Source organism: Rhodopseudomonas palustris (assembly GCF_013415845.1).
GTDB lineage: Bacteria > Pseudomonadota > Alphaproteobacteria > Rhizobiales > Xanthobacteraceae > Rhodopseudomonas > Rhodopseudomonas palustris_F.
The window spans coordinates 3312305-3331469 of sequence record NZ_CP058907.1 but is presented as its reverse complement, the minus strand read 5'-3'; the positions used below and the strand labels follow the sequence as shown (position 1 = coordinate 3331469).

Below are 19165 nucleotides of genomic sequence, written 5' to 3'. Positions count from 1 at the left end.
TTGCGTCCACGAGTTACTGAATTTGCAGGGCTTTTTGCAAGCCCGCTATGGTTGAACGGGAGTCATCATGGCGAATACACTTGTTCGGAATGTCGCGCTGGGTGCAGGGATCGTGGCGGTTTCGGTAGCCCTTGCCGGCGGCGCAGCGCTGATCGGCCGCCCGGGTGGGGCGCTTGCCGAAACCACCGCGGCGCCTCCGCCGGCGGTGCCAGTTTCGGTGGCGCTCGTCGAATCCAAGGCGACCACGCCGTCCGACGCATTCTCCGGCCGGCTGGAGGCGATCGAGCGGGTCGAGATCCGCTCGCGGGTCGCCGGTGCCGTCCAGCAAATCCAGTTCAGGGAAGGCGCTCTGGTAAACAAGGGCGACCTGTTGGTTAGGATCGATCCGTCGCTGTACGCCGCTGAGGTCGATCGCGCCCAGGCGCAGTTGTCGGCGGCCCGTGCGCGGGTCGTCTTCACCAAGGCCGATGTCGAACGCAGCCAACAGCTCTCCAGCTCCAGCATCACCCAGCGCGAGGTCGACAACCGCCTCAATGCCTATCGTGAGGCGGAGGCGAACCTCAGATCGGCCGAAGCGGCGCTGAAGACCGCCGAGCTGAACCTCAGCTACACCGAGATCAGCGCCCCGGTGTCCGGCCGGGTCGGCAAGGTGGAGATCACCGTCGGCAACCTGATCGCCGCCGGCCCGAACTCGCCGCTGCTCACCACGTTGGTTTCGGTCAATCCAATCTATGCCAGCTTCAATGCCGACGAGCAGGTGGTGACCCGCGCGCTGAAGACCCTCGCGGACGAAAACACCCCGGGTGCGATCGAACGGATTCCAGTCGAGATGACGACTGTCGCGGGAGGGGCGCCGGTGAAGGGCAAGATGCAGTTCATCGACAACCAGGTCGATCCGCGCTCCGGCACGGTGCGGGTGCGTGCGGTATTCGACAATGCCGACGGCCGGCTGATGCCGGGCCAGTTCGCGCGGCTGTCGATGGGACAGCCGAAGCCGGAAGCAGCGCTGCTGGTCAGCGAGCGTGCGGTCGGCACCGACCAGAACAAGAAGTTCGTGATGGTGGTCGATGCCCAGAACCATGCCGAATACCGTGAAGTGACGCTGGGGGCCTCGGTCGACGGCCTGCGGGTGGTGGCTTCCGGACTCAGGGCCGGCGAACGCATCGTCGTCAACGGCCTGCAGCGGGTCCGTCCCGGCGTCACCATCAAGCCCGAGACGGTGGCGATGGATGCCGCCGCCTCGAGCAAGACGGTCGCGCAGAACTAATTGTCGCGGCTCCGCCTCTAAGGCGGGGCTGCCCCACATTGTTCTCAACATACAGCAACTCGGCAGACGTCCGGTCCGCCGTGCAGGGATCATTGCGCCCGCGTGCGGGCGAACCGGCGGATCACAGCCATGAATTTCTCCAAGTTCTTCATCGATCGCCCGATCTTCGCCGGCGTGCTGTCAGCGGTGATCTTCCTCGCCGGCCTGTTGTCGATGCCGGTGCTGCCGATCTCCGAATATCCCGAAGTGGCGCCGCCGACGATCGTGGTATCGGCGCAATATCCCGGTGCCAATCCCAAGGTGATCGCCGAGACGGTGTCGACGCCGATCGAGGAGCAGATCAACGGCGTCGAGAACATGCTCTACATGAGCAGCCAGGCGACCACCGACGGCAAGATGACGCTCAACGTCACTTTCCGCCTCGGCACCGATCCGGACAAGGCGCAGCAACTGGTGCAGAACCGCGTCTCGCAGGCCGAACCGCGGTTGCCGGCGGAAGTGCGTGCGCTCGGCATCACCACCATCAAGAGCGCGCCCGACCTGACCATGGTCGTGCATCTGATGTCGCCGAACGACCGCTACGACATGACCTACTTGCGCAACTACGCGGTGCTTAACGTCAAGGACCGGCTGGCACGAATTCCCGGCGTCGGCCAGGTGCAGTTGTTCGGCTCGGGCGACTATTCGATGCGGGTCTGGCTCGATCCGCAGAAGGTCGCCGAGCGCGGCCTGTCGCCGGCCGACGTGGTGCGCGAGATCCGCACCCAGAACGTCCAGGCCGCGGCCGGGCAGGTCGGCAGCTCGCCGGGCGAGCCGGGGCTCGATCTGCAGCTCTCGGTCAATGCGCAGGGAAGGCTGCAGACCGAAGAGGAATTCGGCGAGATCATCGTCAAGAATGGTGCGGGCGGCGAGGTGGTGCGGCTGCGCGACATCGCGCGGATCGAACTCGGCGCTGCCGACTATGCGCTGCGCTCGCTGCTCAACAACAAGTCTGCAGTTGCGATCCCGATCTTCCAGTCGCCGGGCTCCAACGCGATTCAGATCTCCGACAACGTCCGTGCGACGATGAAGGAGCTGAAGCAGAACATGCCGGACGGCGTCTCCTACGACATCGTCTATGATCCGACCCAGTTCGTCCGCGCCTCGATCGAGGCGGTGATCCACACGCTGCTCGAAGCGATCGCGCTGGTGGTGCTGGTGGTGATCATGTTCTTGCAGACCTGGCGGGCGTCGATCATTCCGCTGATCGCGGTGCCGGTGTCGGTGGTCGGCACCTTCGCGGTGATGCATGTGTTCGGATTTTCAATCAACGCGCTGACCTTGTTCGGCCTGGTGCTGGCCATCGGCATCGTGGTCGACGACGCCATCGTCGTGGTGGAGAACGTCGAGCGCAACATCGAGCGCGGGCTTGGGCCGAAGGACGCTGCCTATCAGGCGATGCGCGAAGTCACCGGACCGATCATCGCGATCGCCCTGGTGCTGGTCGCGGTGTTCGTGCCGCTCGCCTTCATCACCGGTCTCACCGGGCAGTTCTATAAGCAGTTCGCCCTGACGGTGGCGATCTCGACGGTGATCTCCGCGTTCAATTCGCTGACGCTGTCGCCGGCGCTCGCGGCGCTGCTGCTGAAGGGCCACGACGCGCCGAAGGACGCGCTGACGCGCTTCATGGACAAGACGCTCGGCTGGTTTTTCGTCCGCTTCAACCGCTTCTTCGCGCGCAGCTCGGAGGCTTATGGTCGCGGCGTCAAGCGCGTGGTATCGCGTCGCGCGGTCGGCATGGGGCTGTATCTGCTGCTGGTCGGAGCCACTTTCTATCTGTTCCATGCGGTGCCGGGCGGCTTCGTGCCGGGGCAGGACAAGCAGTATCTGGTCGGCTTCGCGCAGCTTCCGGACGGCGCCACGCTGGACCGCACCGAGGAGGTGATCCGGCGGATGGGCGAGATCGCCCAGCAGGAGCCGGGAGTGGAGAACTCGATCCAGTTTCCCGGCCTGTCGATCAACGGTTTCACCAACTCGTCGAACTCCGGCATCGTGTTCATCGGCCTGAAATCGTTCGACGAGCGCAAGGACAAGTCGCTCAGCGGCAATGCGATCGCGATGTCGCTGAACAAGAAGTTCGCCGGCATCCAGGATGCGTTCATCGCGATGTTTCCGCCGCCGCCGGTCTCCGGCCTTGGCACCATCGGTGGTTTCAAGCTGCAGATCGAGGACCGTGCCGGGCTCGGCTATGAGGCGCTGAACGACGCCACTAAGGCGTTCGTCGCCAAGGCGAGCGCGCAAAAGGAACTGGCCGGTCTGTTCACCAGCTATCAGATCAACGTGCCGCAGCTCTATGCCGACGTCGATCGCACCAAGGCCCGGCAGCTCAATGTGCCGGTGACCTCGATTTTCGAGACCATGCAGATCTATCTCGGCTCGCTCTACGTCAACGACTTCAACAAGTTCGGCCGCACCTATTCGGTGCGGGTGCAGGCCGACGCCAAGTTCAGGGCGCGGGCGGACGACATCGGCCAGCTCAAGGTGCGCTCGGACTCCGGCGAAATGATCCCGCTGTCGACGCTGCTGCGGGTCAAGGAGAGCGCCGGGCCGGAGCGGGCGATGCGCTACAACGGCTTCCTCACCGCCGATCTCAGCGGCGGCGCGGCGCCCGGCTATTCGACCGGGCAGGCGCAGGCTGCGATCGAGCGCGTCGCCAAGGAGACGCTGCCGAAGGGCACGTCGTATGAATGGACCGAGCTGACCTATCAGGAGATCATCGCCGGTAATTCGTCGCTGATTGTGTTCCCGGTGGCGCTGCTGCTGGTGTTCCTGGTGCTGGCCGCGCAGTACGAAAGCCTGACGCTGCCGCTGTCGATCATCATGATCGTGCCGATGGGCCTGCTCGCCGCAATGTTCGGCGTTTGGGTCAGCAAGGGTGACAACAACGTGTTCACCCAGATCGGGTTGATCGTGCTGGTCGGCCTGTCAGCCAAGAACGCCATCCTGATCGTCGAGTTCGCGCGCGAACTGGAGTTCGCTGGGCGCAAGCCGATCCAGGCGGCGATCGAGGCCAGCCGGTTGCGGCTGCGGCCGATCCTGATGACGTCGATGGCGTTCATCATGGGCGTGGTGCCGCTGGTGACCTCGACCGGCGCCGGCTCGGAGATGCGCCACGCCATGGGCGTTGCGGTGTTCGCCGGCATGATCGGCGTCACTGCGTTCGGCATCTTCTTCACGCCGATGTTTTATGTGCTGCTGCGTGCGCTCGCTGGCAACCGGCCGCTGACGCAACACGGCGAGGGCACGGTCGACCAGGACGCGCCGTTGGCGCCGGCGTCGCACGAGCCCGAGCCACGGCAGCAGACCGTCGTCGGATCGCATCCATAATGCGATCCTTGGCGCGGCTGGGCGCGGCATGATTTGATGCCGATGGAGCAGATCTTGGGGATGAGCGGCTGAAGCGGCGTCGGGTCTTACTCGGCGCCGCTTCGCTTCAGCTCGGCCTGCCGAGGGGAACGCGGACGAACAGCGCGGTGCCGCGACCTGCCTCGGTTTCCAGTTCGACGGTGCCGTCCACCGAGGCAAGTCGTTCCCGCATCCCGACGAGTCCGAGACTCCGGGACGAATGTTCGTCTGCCTGTTCCGGAGGGATGCCGCAGCCGTTGTCCTCGATGATGCAGATCACGTCGCTGCCGCGAAATTCGAGGATGACGCCGACGCGGGTCGCATGGGCGTGGCGGACCACATTGGTGATCCCTTCCTGAACGATCCTGTACAGCGCGCTCTCGATATCGGGCGGCAGCCGGCGTTCGCCGAAGCCGAATCCCGGCGTTGGGCGCGGAGGAAGAAGGTGGACCGCTGGTGGCCCGTTGGGCGGTCCGGAAGCCGGATATAAAGATCTCATAAAGAACCGCCGCTCTCGATATAGGAGCCGTATAGGCGTAGCGTCGATTGCGTGCTGCGGTGTCTTGACGTCCCGTCCGGGGTAATTTCAGGGTGCCGGAAATTGCGGGCAGGTTGCCCGCTGACCGTCACAGGGCGCCATGACCGAAGCCGTTTCCGACGTCACGCTTGCGAAGGCTTCTCCCAAGCCGAATTCGTTCTGGACGCTCGCCCTGGGGTCGATCGGCGTCGTCTATGGCGACATCGGCACAAGCCCATTGTACGCCCTGAAAGAGAGCCTCACCGCCGCATCGGCGGGCGGGGCGCTGACGCAAGAGATGATCTTCGGCGTGCTGTCGCTGATGCTGTGGACGCTCCTGATCATCGTCACGTTGAAATACGTGCTGCTGATCATGCGAGCCGATAACCACGGCGAAGGCGGAACGCTGACCCTGATGGCGCTGCTGCAGAGCGTGATGCGGCGAAGGTTCGCGGCGATCTCGCTGCTCGGCATGGCCGGTGCCGCGTTGTTCTATGGCGATGCCATCATCACGCCGGCAATTTCAGTGCTATCCGCGGTGGAAGGCCTGAAGTTGGTGGCACCCGGGTTCGATCCGTACATCCTGCCGCTCAGCATGGCGATCTTGGTCGGGCTCTTTTTGGTGCAGAGCTGGGGCACCGCCGCGGTGGCGACGTGGTTCGGCCCATTGATGCTGATTTGGTTCGGCCTGATGGCGGTCGCCGGGACCGCCAACCTGATGGACAACCTCCACATCCTCGGCGCGGTCAATCCAATCTACGGCATCGACTTTCTCATGCATCACGGCCACGCCGGGTTGCTGGCGCTGGGTGCAGTCTTTCTGACTGTGACCGGCGCCGAGGCGTTGTACGCCGACATGGGCCACTTCGGCCGGCGGCCGATTCAGGTCGCGTGGCTGGTGCTGGTGTTTCCTGCGCTCGCGCTGTGCTATCTGGGGCAGGGCGCAATGCTGCTGTCGCATCCGGAGCGGCTGGAGAACCCGTTCTTCCTGCTGTTTCCGGATTGGGCGCTGCTGCCGATGGTCTGGATCGCGACCGGCGCGACGATCATCGCCAGCCAGGCCGTGATCTCGGGCGCCTATTCGCTGACACAGCAGGCGATCCAGCTCGGGCTGTTGCCGCGGATGGAGATCCGCCGCACGTCCGAGACCGAGAAGGGCCAGATCTACATTCCCCGCGCCAACTGGCTGCTGCTGATCGCGGTGCTGTATCTGGTGTTCGCATTCAAATCGTCGAGTGCGCTGGCGTCGGCCTACGGCATTGCCGTCACCGGCACGATGGTGCTGACCAGCATCATGGCATTCTTCGTCATGCGGAAATGCTGGCATTGGCCGGCCGCTGTCGCGACCGCGATTATCGTGCCGTTCCTGATCATCGATCTGATCTTCCTGATGGCCAATCTGCTCAAGATCGTCGACGGCGGCTGGATCCCGCTCATGATCGGCGTCGGCCTGATGGGCGTGATGGTGACGTGGCGACGCGGTTCGAAGATCGTGGCGCGTAAGACGGTTCGGGACGAAATCGATCTGAACGACTTCATCGCCTCGATCTCGGTTTCGTCGTCGATCAGCCGCGTTCGCGGTACGGCCGTGTTCCTGACCGGCAACCCGAACTCGACGCCGACATCGTTGATGCACAATCTGAAGCACAACAAGGTGCTCCACGAAAAGAACGTGATCCTACGGGTCGCGACCGAAGACGTCCCGCGCGTCAGCGAGGACGAGCGGCTGAGCTATGAGCCCGTCAACGACAGCTTCGCCAAGATCACCGTTCGGTTCGGCTACATGGAGACGCCGGACGTTCCCAAGGCGCTGGTCGCATGCCGGCCGCTGGGCTTCGCCTTCGACATGATGAGCACGTCGTTCTTCCTGTCGCGGCGGGTGATCCGCCAGGCAAACCCGTCCGAGATGCCGCGTTGGCAAGGCTTGCTGTTCGTCAACATGGCCAAATGGTCGGACGACGCCAGCCTGTACTTCAAGATCCCCACCGGTCGCGCGGTGGAAGTCGGGATGCAGATTACGGTGTGAGCACTGTCTGCTTGGCATAATGCTCTCCGTGACGGACGCACATCGCGAGTTCAAGCTGCGAGTAGGCCGTCTCGCCGCTGGCGTGGTGATGGGCGATGGCGAGGGAGGCGTCCAGCCTGAGCATTCGCCATTCGTCCGGTGAGATGTCGATCCACCGATCGTCGGACTGGCGTCTGCCGCGAGCGATCGTCTTACCGTCCTGTAACTGGTCCTGGATGCTCGCTGCAATTTCGTGGGCGAGCATTTTGACCGCTTCATCCGCCATCACCGCTTCGATCGACAACACGGCGATAAGGTCCCGCAGTTTTCGGATCGTGGGTGACGTTTTCATCGATGCTGCCGAGATCTGGTCACCGAAATCGCGAAGTCTCGCTTCGGCGTCGGCGCGCCGCCGGTGAATCGTATCGGACTGCCGCGCCACCCGTTTGAACCGGCGGATCGTGCGTCGCGGGAGCAACGGCGCGGCGATCGAGACGAAGGTGGCACGGCGGTTCGCCCGGCTTCTGTCCCTGCGCGGAAACCATGGCCTTGCCGCTGTCAGTGCCGGGCCGGTCCATCTGGGATGTGCGGCAATGCCAGCGGCTGCCAGACTGATGCCGAGGTTGGCGAAGGCGATCCAGGATGGTCCCACACCGAGGATCAGCAGCGTCGTCGAGGCAGCGGCGACGCCTAGAAAGAGCAGGCACGACCGGGACATCATTTGTCGGGTTGCCTTGGACCGACGGGGCAACCGGATGTCAGTGGGCACGGCGATCATCCATCTTGGCTTGGAGCGAAGAGCGTGAAGCGGGGCGCAGCCGGACCGGCCGAGACATCCGACCTGCGCTCGGAGCTTCATCCGATGACGAAAGCCAGTCGTTCAGCCGGCGGAGCCAGTGAATGCGGCTCGCGTGTTTCCGTCGTTCCGCTTGGTTATCGTCGAGAAGGATAGCGGGTTTGATCTCGCCTGCTGTCCTCCCGGCGAACGCAAGCGCTGACGATCTGAAAAGAAAGTGGCCGCGGCACTGTCCGGCTTCGTCGAGAACGATCCAGCCGCCTTCGGGATGATGCTTGACAAGGAGCAACGGGATCCCGGGTGCAAGGACTGCGGCGCAGGGGCGGGTGAACGGGCGTTCGCCTCGTATTCCGCTCGCCGTGTGCTCCGACGGGACGCGCGAAGCCTCCTGTCGATCGTGGCGACCGACAGCCAGTATGGCTTTGGAACGCAGCCAAGCAGCCGTCGCCCGATCTGCCTTCGCCCGGAGTGCGTCGACAGCCGCGCGAAGGCCGCTGATCCATAGCGATGAAGTCCCGGTCAAGCTCGTCCCTCACGGCTCATGCGCCGCGCGCAAGCTACGCGGGGCGCCATAGAGTTTCGAGAAGGTCCCGCGGCCGAAAATGTAAAGAGAAAATAGGTGGCCAGCGTTCGGCTGGACGAAGCTATGCGGCACTTATGGAATGGCATGTCGGCCTGCCTGGAAATTACACGGCGCGACAATCCATGTCGTGGCGGTCGAGGAGCAAGGACAACGCCATGTCAGCGACGCCGAACAGCCGGATCGAGGCGGGCTTCCGGCCTGATCGTCGATATCCCCGCATCCAACCTTCGTCTTCCGTGCGAGGATCATCCTCCGCTCGATACCTGGTGCCATCCATCTTGCGACGATTGCTCCGCGGCATTTTGGTTGTGCTGCGTTCGGCCAAGGGCGTGATCGCCGCTGCGAAACTGCACAGGCTGAGGGTCGAGCTCGAGCTTCGAGGTCGTCGCCCGCCGCGATGATGACTTCGTTCTCCTCGGTCGGCATCCACCGCGGTCAGCTGCCAGAAGCGGCGTCGTCACCGCGACGGAAACGACCGATCGTTCGATCCGGGTAGTCCCCACGAGATGGGCGCCGACCGACGCCTTTATAGCTTTCATATATTTTCGTCGCCGCGGCGATCTCGAAAACCTACGCGGCGAGTGGCACTTCGGCAGGGCACGAGTAGGGCACGTTGATGACGATGCCCGTCGCAGAAGAGGCCTGCAATGTCCGACATTCTGATGCTGGCGCTATGCGCCGGACTGTTCACGCTGGCGATCAGCTACGCCTATGCGTGTGAGCGTCTTTAGGAGAGCCGCGATGACGATCGATTATGCCTTGGCGGGCGCCGTGACCGCGGGACTGCTCGCTTATCTCACCTACGCGCTGCTGCGTCCCGAACGGTTCTGAGTTCAGGCCGGTTCTCTACGCACAACAAGGACGAAACCCATGACCTTCATTGGTTGGTGTCAAATTGCGTTGTTCGGCGCCGTCGTGGTCGCACTGGTCAAGCCGCTCGGCTGGTACATGACGCGCGTCTTTGCCGGCGAGTGGACGCCGCTGACGCCCGTACTGCGCCCGGTCGAGACAGTGCTGTATCGCGCAGCTGGTGTCGATCCAAAGCAGGAACAGCATTGGCTGACCTTCACCCTGGCGATGCTGCTGTTTCACATCGGCGGTTTCGCGATCATCTACGCGGTATTGCGTCTGCAGGCGCTGCTGCCGTTCAATCCTGCGGAGCAGGGTGCGGTGGCGCCGGATCTGGCGTTCAACACGGCGATCAGCTTCCTCACCAACACCAACTGGCAGAACTACGGCGGCGAGAGCACGCTGTCCTATCTGTCGCAGATGCTGGCGCTGACACACCAGAACTTCTTGTCTGCCGCGACCGGTATCGTCTTGGCGATGGCGTTGATCCGCGGCTTCTCGCGTGCATCGGTGCGCACCATTGGAAACTTCTGGGTCGATATCACCCGCTGCACGCTGTACGTGCTGCTGCCGATCTGTATTCCCTATGCGCTGTTCCTGGTGTGGCAGGGCATGCCGCAGACCTTGGGCAGCTACGTCGACGCGACTACGCTCGAAGGAGCGAAGCAGACGATCGCGGTTGGTCCTGTCGCCTCGCAGGTTGCAATCAAGATGCTGGGCACCAATGGCGGCGGCTTCTTCAATGCCAACGCCGCGCATCCGTTCGAGAACCCGACAGCGCTGTCCAATTTCGTGCAGATGTTGTCGATCTTTGTGCTCGGCGCCGCGCTCACCAATGTGTTCGGCCGGATGATCGGCAATCAGCGGCAGGGCTGGGCTATCCTCGGCGTCATGGGCGTGCTGTTCGTGGTGGGGATTGCGGTTGCTTACTGGGCCGAGGCTTCCGGAACGGCGACGCTTGATGCGCTCGGGATCACCGGCGGCAACATGGAAGGCAAGGAGGTCCGGTTCGGCATCGTGGCGTCGGCGCTGTTCGCAGTGGTGACCACGGCCGCCTCCTGCGGCGCGGTGAACGCGATGCACGATTCCTTCACGGCGCTCGGCGGCATGATCCCACTGATCAACATGCAGCTCGGCGAGATCATCGTCGGCGGCGTCGGCGCCGGCCTGTACGGCATGCTGCTGTTCGTCGTGCTGGCGATCTTCGTCGCCGGGCTGATGGTCGGGCGCACCCCGGAATATGTCGGCAAGAAGATCGAAGCCCGCGAAGTGAAAATGGCGATGCTGGCGATCCTGGTGCTTCCGCTGATGTATCTCGGCTGGACCGCTATCGCCGTGGTCCTGCCGTCGGCGGTCGCCTCGATGGGCAATGCCGGACCGCATGGCTTCAGCGAGGTGCTGTACGCCTTCACGTCGGCGACCGCGAACAACGGGTCGGCATTCGGCGGGCTCACCGGCAACACCTTCTTCTACAACCTCACCTTGGCGACAGCGATGTTCGTCGGCCGGTTCATGATGATCGTACCGACGATGGCGATCGCCGGATCGCTTGCCGGCAAGAAGCTGGTGCCGCCGTCGGCTGGCACGTTGCCGACCACCGGCGGGCTGTTCGTCGGCCTGGTCGTCGGCGTGATCCTGATCATCGGTGGGTTGACCTTCTTCCCGGCGCTCGCGCTCGGCCCGATCGTCGAGCAGGTCTCGATGTCGGCCAAGACACTGTTCTGAGAATTCGGAGTGACTGCGATGGATGCGGTTCAAATCAAGACACGCGGCAAGTCGTCGACCTTGCTCGACCCGAAGATCGTGTTGCCGGCGATCGGCACGTCGTTCGCCAAGCTCGATCCTCGGGTGATGATCAAAAACCCGGTGATGTTCGTGGTGGAAGTGGTCGCTGCGCTGACCACGGTGCTGTTCGTACGCGACCTCGTCACCGGCAGCGCGGATCTGTGGTTCACCGGGCAGATCATCCTGTGGCTGTGGTTCACGGTGCTGTTTGCGAACTTCGCGGAGGCGGTCGCCGAAGGGCGCGGCAAGGCCCAGGCCAATACGCTGCGCGAGACCCGGGTCGGCACTGTCGCCAAGCGGCTGCTGATGCCGGGCAATACCGAGCTGTATGAAGGCGTCGCGGCCGAGCACCTTTCGGTCGGCGATATGGTCCTGGTCGAAGCCGGAGACGTGATCCCCGGCGACGGCGAGGTGGTCGAAGGCGTGGCCTCGGTCAACGAAGCGGCCATCACCGGCGAGTCCGCGCCGGTGATCCGCGAGTCCGGCGGCGACCGTTCGGCGGTGACCGGCGGCACCACGGTGATCTCCGATCGCATCGTGGTGCGGATCACCGCGGAAGTCGGCCATTCGTTCCTCGACCGCATGATCAAGCTGGTCGAAGGCGCGGAACGGCAGAAGACCCCGAATGAGATCGCGCTCAACATTCTGCTCGCCGGCCTCACCATCATCTTCGTGTTCGCCACCGTGACGATTCCGAGCTTTGCTGCTTATGCGGGCGGGCAGATCTCCGTGGTGATCCTGGTGGCGCTGTTCGTCACGCTGATCCCGACCACGATCGGTGCGCTGCTGTCGGCGATCGGCATCGCCGGCATGGACCGGCTGGTACGCTTCAACGTGCTGGCGATGTCGGGCCGTGCCGTCGAGGCCGCCGGTGACGTCGACACGTTGCTGCTCGACAAAACCGGCACCATCACGCTCGGCAATCGCCAGGCGACCGCGTTCCGTCCGGTGCGTGGCGTCAGCGAGCGCGATCTTGCCGATGCTGCACAGATGGCGTCTCTTGCCGACGAAACGCCGGAAGGCCGGTCGATTGTGGTGCTGGCTAAGGAGAAGCACGGCATCCGCGGTCGTGATCTGGCCGAGCTCGGCGCTCACTTCATTCCGTTCACCGCGCAGACCCGGATGAGCGGCGTCGACATCGGCGGATCGTCGATCCGCAAGGGCGCGGTCGACTCGATCCTGGCCTCTGTCTCGGCCGTCCCCGGCGTAGCTTCGATCCAGGGCAACGCCGCGCGCGCGATCGAGACGGCCGCGAACGTGGAGGGCGCTCGCGAACTGGTGGCGATCGCCGACGAGATTGCCAAGGCGGGTGGTACGCCGCTTGCGGTGGCCCGCGATGGCAAGCTGCTCGGCGTTATCCAGCTCAAGGACATCGTCAAGGGCGGCATCCGCGAGCGCTTCGCCGAACTGCGACGGATGGGCATCCGCACGGTGATGATCACCGGCGACAATCCGATGACCGCGGCGGCGATCGCTGCTGAAGCCGGCGTCGACGATTTCCTCGCTCAGGCGACACCGGAAGACAAGCTCAGGCTGATCCGCGACGAGCAGGCGAAGGGCAAGCTTGTGGCGATGTGCGGCGACGGCACCAACGACGCCCCTGCGCTGGCACAGGCTGATGTTGGTGTGGCGATGAATTCCGGCACCCAGGCAGCGCGCGAGGCCGGCAACATGGTCGACCTTGACTCCAATCCGACCAAGCTGATCGAGGTTGTCGAGATCGGAAAACAGCTGCTGATGACGCGCGGCGCGCTGACCACATTCTCGATCGCCAACGACGTCGCCAAGTATTTCGCCATTATCCCGGCGATGTTCCTGGCGTTCTATCCGCAGCTCGGCGTGTTGAACGTCATGCACCTCGCCAGCCCGCAGAGCGCGATCCTGTCGGCGATCATCTTCAACGCGCTGATCATCATCGCGCTGATCCCGCTCGCGCTGAAGGGCGTCTCGTATCGGCCGGTCGGAGCCGCGGCGCTGCTGCGGCGGAATCTGCTGGTCTACGGCCTCGGCGGCATCCTGGTGCCCTTCATCGGCATCAAGGTGATCGACCTTGCCGTCTCGGCCCTGCATCTGGTGTGAGGAGAAGTCGTCATGTTGAAGGAAGTTCGTCCCGCCGTCGTGTCGCTGCTGGCGCTCACCATGATCACAGGCCTGGCCTATCCGCTCGCCGTGACCGGCCTTGCTACCGTGCTGTTTCCGTATCAGGCCCAGGGAAGCCTGGTCGAGCGGGGAGGCAAGGTAGTCGGCTCGGCGCTGATTGGGCAGGAGTTCAAGGGCGACGAGTATTTCCATGGTCGGCCGTCGGCGACGGTCGCTCCCGATCCGGCCGACTCCACCAAGACAATCTCGGCGCCGTATAATGCGGCCAACTCCGGCGGCTCTAATCTGGGTCCGACCAGCAAGGCTCTGGCGGATCGTCTGAGTGAGGACGTCGCCAAGCTGAAGGCGGAGAACCCGGCAGCGCCGATTCCGGTCGATCTCGTCACCACCAGCGGCAGCGGGCTCGACCCGGACATCTCGCCGGAGGGCGCGCTGTTTCAGGTGCCGCGCGTCGCCAAGGCGCGCGGTGTGCCGGAGGAGCAGATCCGGAAGCTGGTCGGCGCCTCGATCGAGCAGCCGCTCGGCGGCGTGCTCGGCGAGTCGCGGGTCAACGTGCTGAAGCTCAATCTCGCGCTCGACGCCGCGGCGCCGCGCTAAGGCGCGCCGCTAGGCGAGGCTGTTGCGGTCGGATATATTTCTCCCATGCCTGATCCGCGCGTTGAGCCGCCGTCGCGACCCTCTCCGGACGCCTTGCTTGAACAGGCGAGGCGGCAGGAGCCCGGCACGGGCCGGCTCAAGGTCTTCCTTGGGGCCGCGCCTGGCGTCGGGAAGACTTACGCCATGCTGCAGAGCGCGCACGCCCGCGCCAAGGCCGGGGTCGATGTGGTGATCGGCTATGCCGAGACCCACGGTCGTGCCGAGACCGAGGCCTTGCTTGCCGGCCTGGAGACCGTGCCGCGCCGGCGCATTCCTTACAAAGGGCAGGTTCTCGAAGAGATGGACCTCGATGCGGTGCTCGCCAGGCGGCCGCAGCTCGCCATCGTCGACGAGCTTGCCCACAGCAACGCCCCGGGCAGCCGCCATCCCAAGCGCTATCTCGACGTGTTGGAACTGCTGGCCAACGGCATCGACGTCTACACCGCAGTCAACATTCAGCACATCGAAAGCCTGAACGACGTCGTCGCGCAGATCACCACGGTCCGGGTGCGGGAGACCGTCCCGGATTCGGCGTTCGAGCGGGCCGATGCGATCGAGTTGGTCGACCTGACGCCGGACGACCTGATCCAGCGTCTGAAGGAAGGCAAGGTCTATGTGCCGAAGCAGGCCGAGCGCGCGCTGGAGCACTACTTCTCACCGGGCAACCTGACCGCACTGCGCGAACTGGCGCTGCGGCGGACCGCCGAGCGGGTCGACGAGCAGCTGCTGTCGCACATGCAGGCCAATGCGATCCCCGGGCCATGGGCGGCGGGCGAGCGCGTGCTGGTGTGCGTCAGCCACGATCAGCGCTCGCAGGGGCTGGTCCGCTACACCAAACGGCTCGCGGACCGGCTGCGTGCGCCCTGGACGGCGATCAATATCGAGACGCGTCGCAGCCTGTCGCTGACCGAGCAGCAGCGCGATCGGCTCGCCGATACGCTGCGTCTGGCCGAGGCGCTGGGCGGCGAAGCGCTGGCGATCCCCGGCGGCGATCGCAGTCTGGCGCACGACATTCTGGCGTTCGCGCGCGCCAACAACATTACCCAGATCGTGGTTGGCAAGGCGCCGCGATCGTTCTGGTACGAAGCTCTGCGCGGCTCGACGGTCCACGAGCTGGTGCGCGGCTCCGGCAACATCTCGATCCACGTCATGACCGGTACCGCGGTCTCGATCGAGGAAAGCCAGACCGGTTCGCTGCGCCCGGCCGAGGGAACGGAGCCGTTCAACCCGTGGCCGTATCCGATGGCGCTGGTGCTGGTCGGGATCGGGCTCGGCGTCGCCAAGCTGATCGAACCGTTCTTCAGCATCGAAAACGTCGATCTGGTGTTTCTCACCGCGGTGGTCGGCGTCGCGGTACGCTACGGGCTGGGGCCCTCGCTGCTCGCCAGCGTCGTCGCGTCGCTGTGCTACAACTTTTTCTTTCTTCCGCCGGTCTATACTTTCACCATCACCGATCCGACCAACATCGTCGCGTTCTTCTTCTTCATGTTGATCGCGATCCTGGTCTCGAACCTCGCCGGGCGTGTTCGCGCCCAGGCGACCGCCGCGGCGCAGCGGGTGCGGACGACAGAGTCGCTGTACGCCTTCAGCCGGAAGCTCGCCGGCACCGCCGCGCTCGACGACGTGCTGTGGGCGACCGCGTATCAGATCGCGCTGATGCTGAAGGTCCGGGTAGTGTTGCTGCTCCCCGAACAGGGCCGCATCGCCGTCAAGGCCGGCTATCCGCCGGAAGATCAGCTGGATCCGGCCGATCTCGCGGCGGCGAATTGGGCTTGGGAGAACGATCGAGTGGCAGGGCGAGGCTCCGACACCTTGCCCGGTGCCAAACGTTTGTTTCTGCCGATGCGGACCGGACGCGGACCGATCGGCGTGATCGGGATCGATGATGATCGCGCCGGTGCCTTGCTGACGCCGGACCAGCGCCGCCTGCTCGACGCACTGACCGATCAGGGGGCGCTGGCGATCGAGCGGGTGCATCTGGTCGAGGACATGGATCGGGTCAAGCGCGATGCCGAGTCCGACCGGTTGCGGCAGGCGTTGTTGACGTCGATTTCGCACGACCTGAAGACTCCGCTGGCCGCGGTCCTCGGCGCGGCAACCACGATGCGGGATCTGGCGCCGCATCTGAGCGACGCGCAACGAACCGAACTGATCGGCACCATCGTCGAGGAATCCGAACGCCTCAACCGCTTCATCGCCAACCTGCTGGACATGACCAAACTGGAGTCTGGCGCTGTGGTTCCGAACAGCGCGGCGCACGATCTCGGCGAACTGGTCGGCGCCACGCTGCGGCGCGCGACGTCGATCCTGGCGCAGCATACGGTCAAGCTGGATCTCGGGCATGATCTGCCGCTGATCGAGGTCGATCCGGTGCTGTTCGAACAGGCGCTGTTCAACCTGCTCGACAACGCAGCGAAATACGCGCCGGCCGGCAGTGCCATCCAGCTTCGCGCCGCGCAGAGCGGTGGTCAGGTTGAGCTTCAAGTGCGCGACGAAGGCGAGGGCATTCCGCCTGCCGAACTGGAAACCGTGTTCGATAAGTTTTATCGCGTGCGGAAAGGCGATCATATAAGGCCCGGTACTGGCCTCGGACTGGCGATCGCACGAGGTTTCATCGAGGCCATGGGCGGGCGATTGTCGGCCGGCAATCGATCCGATCGTAGCGGTGCCGCGATGACTATCCGTCTCCCCGTCGCATCGCGTGGCGATGCCCTGATCAGTGCAGCGTGACCGCCATGCCGATTAAAGTTCTGATCATCGACGACGAACCGCCGATCAGGAAGCTGCTGAGGATGGGCCTTGGCAGTCAGGGTTACGAGGTGATCGAGGCCAGCAACGGCAAGCTCGCGCTGCAGGCGATGGCGAATACGCCGCCGGATCTGGTGGTGCTCGATCTTGGACTGCCAGATCTGCCCGGCCACGAGCTGCTCCGGCAGATCCGCGCGCGCAGCGAATCCGTTCCGATCGTCGTGCTGTCGAGCCGTGGTGACGAAGCGGGCAAGGTCGAAGCGCTCGATCTCGGTGCCGACGACTACGTCACCAAGCCGTTCGGCATGGACGAGCTGCTCGCGCGGCTGCGCGCCGCGCTGCGGCACCAGCTTCAGGTGCAGGGCGAGCGTCCAGTATTCCGCGTCGGAGACCTGTCCGTCGATCTGGTGCGGCGGATCGTCAAGCTCGCCGACAAGGACGTGAAGCTGTCGCCGAAGGAATACGACCTGCTGCGCGTGCTGGTGCAACACGCCGGCAAGGTGTTGACGCACAAGTTTCTCCTGCACGAATTGTGGGACGAACTCACCGATGCGCAGTATCTGCGGGTGTATGTTCGCCAGCTTCGGCAGAAGATCGAGCCAGATCCCGAGCGTCCGCAGTACCTGCTGACGGAAACTGGGATTGGCTATCGCCTGAAGGCACCGAACTAGAACGACATCCACCCGGAAACGCTATGGTCATTGGGGATATTCTGCTCCCGGCGCACGTCGTCGTGGGTTTGCGCTGCTCCGACAGGGCGCAGCTCATCAGCGAACTGTCGTCGATCGCTTCGAAGACGGTTGCCCTGTCGCAGGGCTTGCTGTCCGGGCGGCTGCTGGAGCGCGAGCGTCTCGGCTCGACCGGCGTCGGCGATGGCGTAGCTATTCCGCACGCGCGCTTCGAAGAATTAGCTCAGCCGTTCGCTCTGTTCGCCCGACTGCAGCGGCCGATCGATTTCGATGCGATCGATGGCAAGCCGGTCGACCTGGTGTTTCTCCTGTTGTTGCCGGCGTCATCGAGCCGCGAGCAGCTGCCGCTGTTGGCCTCGGTCGCGCGGCATCTGCGGCAGCAGGCGATTGCCCGCGAGCTACGCACGGCGGCGGATGCCTCGACGGCGTTCCAGATGTTGACGCGTGCGTGAAGCGTTTGCGCGTGCCGGCAAGATACCCTGATCACGCGCCAATCGTTTCGGCGAGATCCTCGTCGGCCATTGCTGCCAACACGGCGGCAAGATGCGCGGCGGAATCGCCAGCCAGCGGGACGATCGGCAGGCGTGTATCGGGCCGGATCAGACCGAGCAAATTCAGCGCGTATTTGAGAGACGCAGGCGAGTCCTGATCGAGGCTGGATGCCAGCGGTAGCAGACGCTTCTGGAGATAGCGCGCCGATTGCAGGCGGCCTTGGCGGCAATAGGTGTGAATCGTGCGGCAAAGGTCGGAGGCAATGTTGGCCACCTCTGAGACCGCCCCGTCGCCGCCGCTCGCAAGAAATCCAAAGGACGTTGTGTCGTCGCCGGACAGCATTTGAAAACCGGCTGGTAACCGGGGCCGAAGCCGAAGCGGCCGCAGCACGTCGCCCGAGCCGTCGACCAGGCCCGTGAACCGACCGGATCGTGCAAGGCGGACGATCGTATCGTCTGCCAGAGGACGAGCGGTGCGAGAGGGGACATCGTGAAGCAGGACCGGCAGTTCGATCGCGCGACCGATGGCGTCGAAGTGTGCGTGAATGCCGTCCTGCGTCGGCTTGTTGTAGTAGGGCACGACCGAAAGAACGGCGTCCGCACCGGCGGATTGCGCCCGCGCTGCCAGTTCGATCGCCTGGCTCGTCGCGTTCGAGCCGGCGCCGGCGATGACTTTGATCCGTCTGCCTGCGATCTCGACCGCCTCGCGGATAACGGCTGTCTGCTCGGCTGGTGTGAGTGTTGATGCCTCGCCGGCGGTTCCGCAGATCACAACCGCAGATGCGCCCGAACTGATCGCCCGCTCGATCAAGCGAGCCAGTGAGACCAGATCGATGTCGCCGGCTTCGTCGAACGGTGTTGGCAGATCGGGGATATAGCCGGTCAGCCGATCGGTCGTTGAGCAGGGCTTGGCCATCGGTCAGGCCGCGAGCTGGGCTGCGGTCGATGCGGCTCGAGATGACGTGAAGACGTCGAGGATTGCGGGCTGGGAGATGTCGATGATGGCATGAGGGCTCCGTCCCAGTTCGGACAGAGCGAACTTGATGGCGTGCGCGCGGCTCACGAACAGGCCGCCGAAGCGTCCATTCTGCTCGCGGGCCACCCAGCGATTCAGCCCGTCTTTGCCAATCAGCACGATGTTCTGTTCAACGCCACACGAGGGAGGTTCGATGTTTTGCATGGGAGAGGTCCTATGTGTTTTTTATTCATCGAAGCCGTCGTCCGAAGGGGCCTACCGGCGGCTTCGATGACGACGGAAATCTCGGTCCTCCCCCGTAGGATTGCGAGACGAGACCTGGCATCACGTCATAGGTAC

General features: G+C 64.3%; 14 protein-coding genes. 10 read left to right on the top strand and 4 right to left on the bottom strand.

Going from position 1 to position 19165, the window contains the following annotated elements:
• Positions 1 to 67 precede the first annotated feature (67 nt).
• The gene (locus tag HZF03_RS15200) at positions 68 to 1267 is read left to right on the top strand and encodes an efflux RND transporter periplasmic adaptor subunit (protein ID WP_119018220.1); all 1200 of its coding nucleotides are present in this window, start codon (positions 68 to 70) and stop codon (positions 1265 to 1267) included.
• A 129-nt stretch (positions 1268 to 1396) separates the two neighbouring features.
• The gene (locus HZF03_RS15195) at positions 1397 to 4633 is read left to right on the top strand and encodes an efflux RND transporter permease subunit (protein WP_119018221.1); all 3237 of its coding nucleotides are present in this window, start codon (positions 1397 to 1399) and stop codon (positions 4631 to 4633) included.
• 106 nt (positions 4634 to 4739) lie between these two features.
• Here the strand turns inward: HZF03_RS15195 and HZF03_RS24555 are convergent, their stop codons facing one another.
• Complete coding sequence (locus HZF03_RS24555; RefSeq protein WP_276510741.1) at positions 4740 to 5150, bottom strand: sensor histidine kinase; 411 nt, start codon at positions 5148 to 5150, stop codon at positions 4740 to 4742.
• A gap of 139 nt (positions 5151 to 5289) precedes the next feature.
• Here HZF03_RS24555 and HZF03_RS15185 point away from each other — a divergent pair, with 139 nt between their 5' ends.
• A complete protein-coding gene (locus HZF03_RS15185; protein WP_119018222.1) occupies positions 5290 to 7194 on the top strand; it encodes a potassium transporter Kup in 1905 nt (634 codons plus the stop codon).
• Here HZF03_RS15185 and HZF03_RS15180 read toward each other — a convergent pair.
• Positions 7184 to 7942, bottom strand: coding sequence for a hypothetical protein (locus HZF03_RS15180; protein ID WP_234832221.1), 759 nt, complete (start codon positions 7940 to 7942; stop codon positions 7184 to 7186). The genes HZF03_RS15185 and HZF03_RS15180 overlap by 11 nt on opposite strands.
• Before the next feature lie 1351 nt (positions 7943 to 9293).
• Between HZF03_RS15180 and HZF03_RS15175 the strand changes: the two genes are divergently transcribed.
• The 7 genes from HZF03_RS15175 to HZF03_RS15145 are packed head-to-tail and all read left to right on the top strand — an operon-like array spanning position 9294 to position 17811.
• Positions 9294 to 9383 carry a K(+)-transporting ATPase subunit F gene (locus tag HZF03_RS15175; RefSeq protein WP_104511648.1) on the top strand — a complete coding sequence of 30 codons (90 nt, stop codon included), beginning with the start codon at positions 9294 to 9296 and terminating at the stop codon, positions 9381 to 9383.
• Between the two features lie 39 nt (positions 9384 to 9422).
• Positions 9423 to 11126: a potassium-transporting ATPase subunit KdpA gene (kdpA, locus tag HZF03_RS15170; RefSeq protein WP_119018224.1), complete on the top strand. Its 1704-nt coding sequence runs from the start codon at positions 9423 to 9425 to the stop codon at positions 11124 to 11126.
• Between the two features lie 18 nt (positions 11127 to 11144).
• Entirely contained in the window at positions 11145 to 13265 is a 2121-nt protein-coding gene (kdpB, locus tag HZF03_RS15165; RefSeq protein WP_119018225.1) for a potassium-transporting ATPase subunit KdpB, read from the top strand.
• A 12-nt stretch (positions 13266 to 13277) separates the two neighbouring features.
• Positions 13278 to 13883, top strand: a complete 606-nt coding sequence (locus HZF03_RS15160; RefSeq protein WP_119018226.1) for a K(+)-transporting ATPase subunit C — start codon at positions 13278 to 13280, stop codon at positions 13881 to 13883.
• Between the two features lie 45 nt (positions 13884 to 13928).
• Positions 13929 to 16652, top strand: coding sequence for a sensor histidine kinase (locus HZF03_RS15155; RefSeq protein ID WP_012496479.1), 2724 nt, complete (start codon positions 13929 to 13931; stop codon positions 16650 to 16652).
• Positions 16649 to 17341, top strand: coding sequence for a response regulator transcription factor (locus tag HZF03_RS15150; protein WP_041809891.1), 693 nt, complete (start codon positions 16649 to 16651; stop codon positions 17339 to 17341). The genes HZF03_RS15155 and HZF03_RS15150 overlap by 4 nt, the downstream gene beginning before the upstream one ends.
• A 23-nt stretch (positions 17342 to 17364) precedes the next feature.
• Positions 17365 to 17811 carry a PTS sugar transporter subunit IIA gene (locus HZF03_RS15145; protein ID WP_119018227.1) on the top strand — a complete coding sequence of 149 codons (447 nt, stop codon included), beginning with the start codon at positions 17365 to 17367 and terminating at the stop codon, positions 17809 to 17811.
• Between the two features lie 31 nt (positions 17812 to 17842).
• Here the strand turns inward: HZF03_RS15145 and dapA are convergent, their stop codons facing one another.
• Together dapA and HZF03_RS15135 are read right to left on the bottom strand one after the other, a co-directional pair.
• Positions 17843 to 18766 (bottom strand): 4-hydroxy-tetrahydrodipicolinate synthase, encoded by a 924-nt coding sequence (gene dapA, locus HZF03_RS15140; protein WP_119018228.1) that lies wholly within the window; start codon positions 18764 to 18766, stop codon positions 17843 to 17845.
• A 3-nt stretch (positions 18767 to 18769) separates the two neighbouring features.
• Positions 18770 to 19030 (bottom strand): hypothetical protein, encoded by a 261-nt coding sequence (locus tag HZF03_RS15135; RefSeq protein ID WP_119018229.1) that lies wholly within the window; start codon positions 19028 to 19030, stop codon positions 18770 to 18772.
• Between the last annotated feature and the right edge of the window lie 135 nt (positions 19031 to 19165).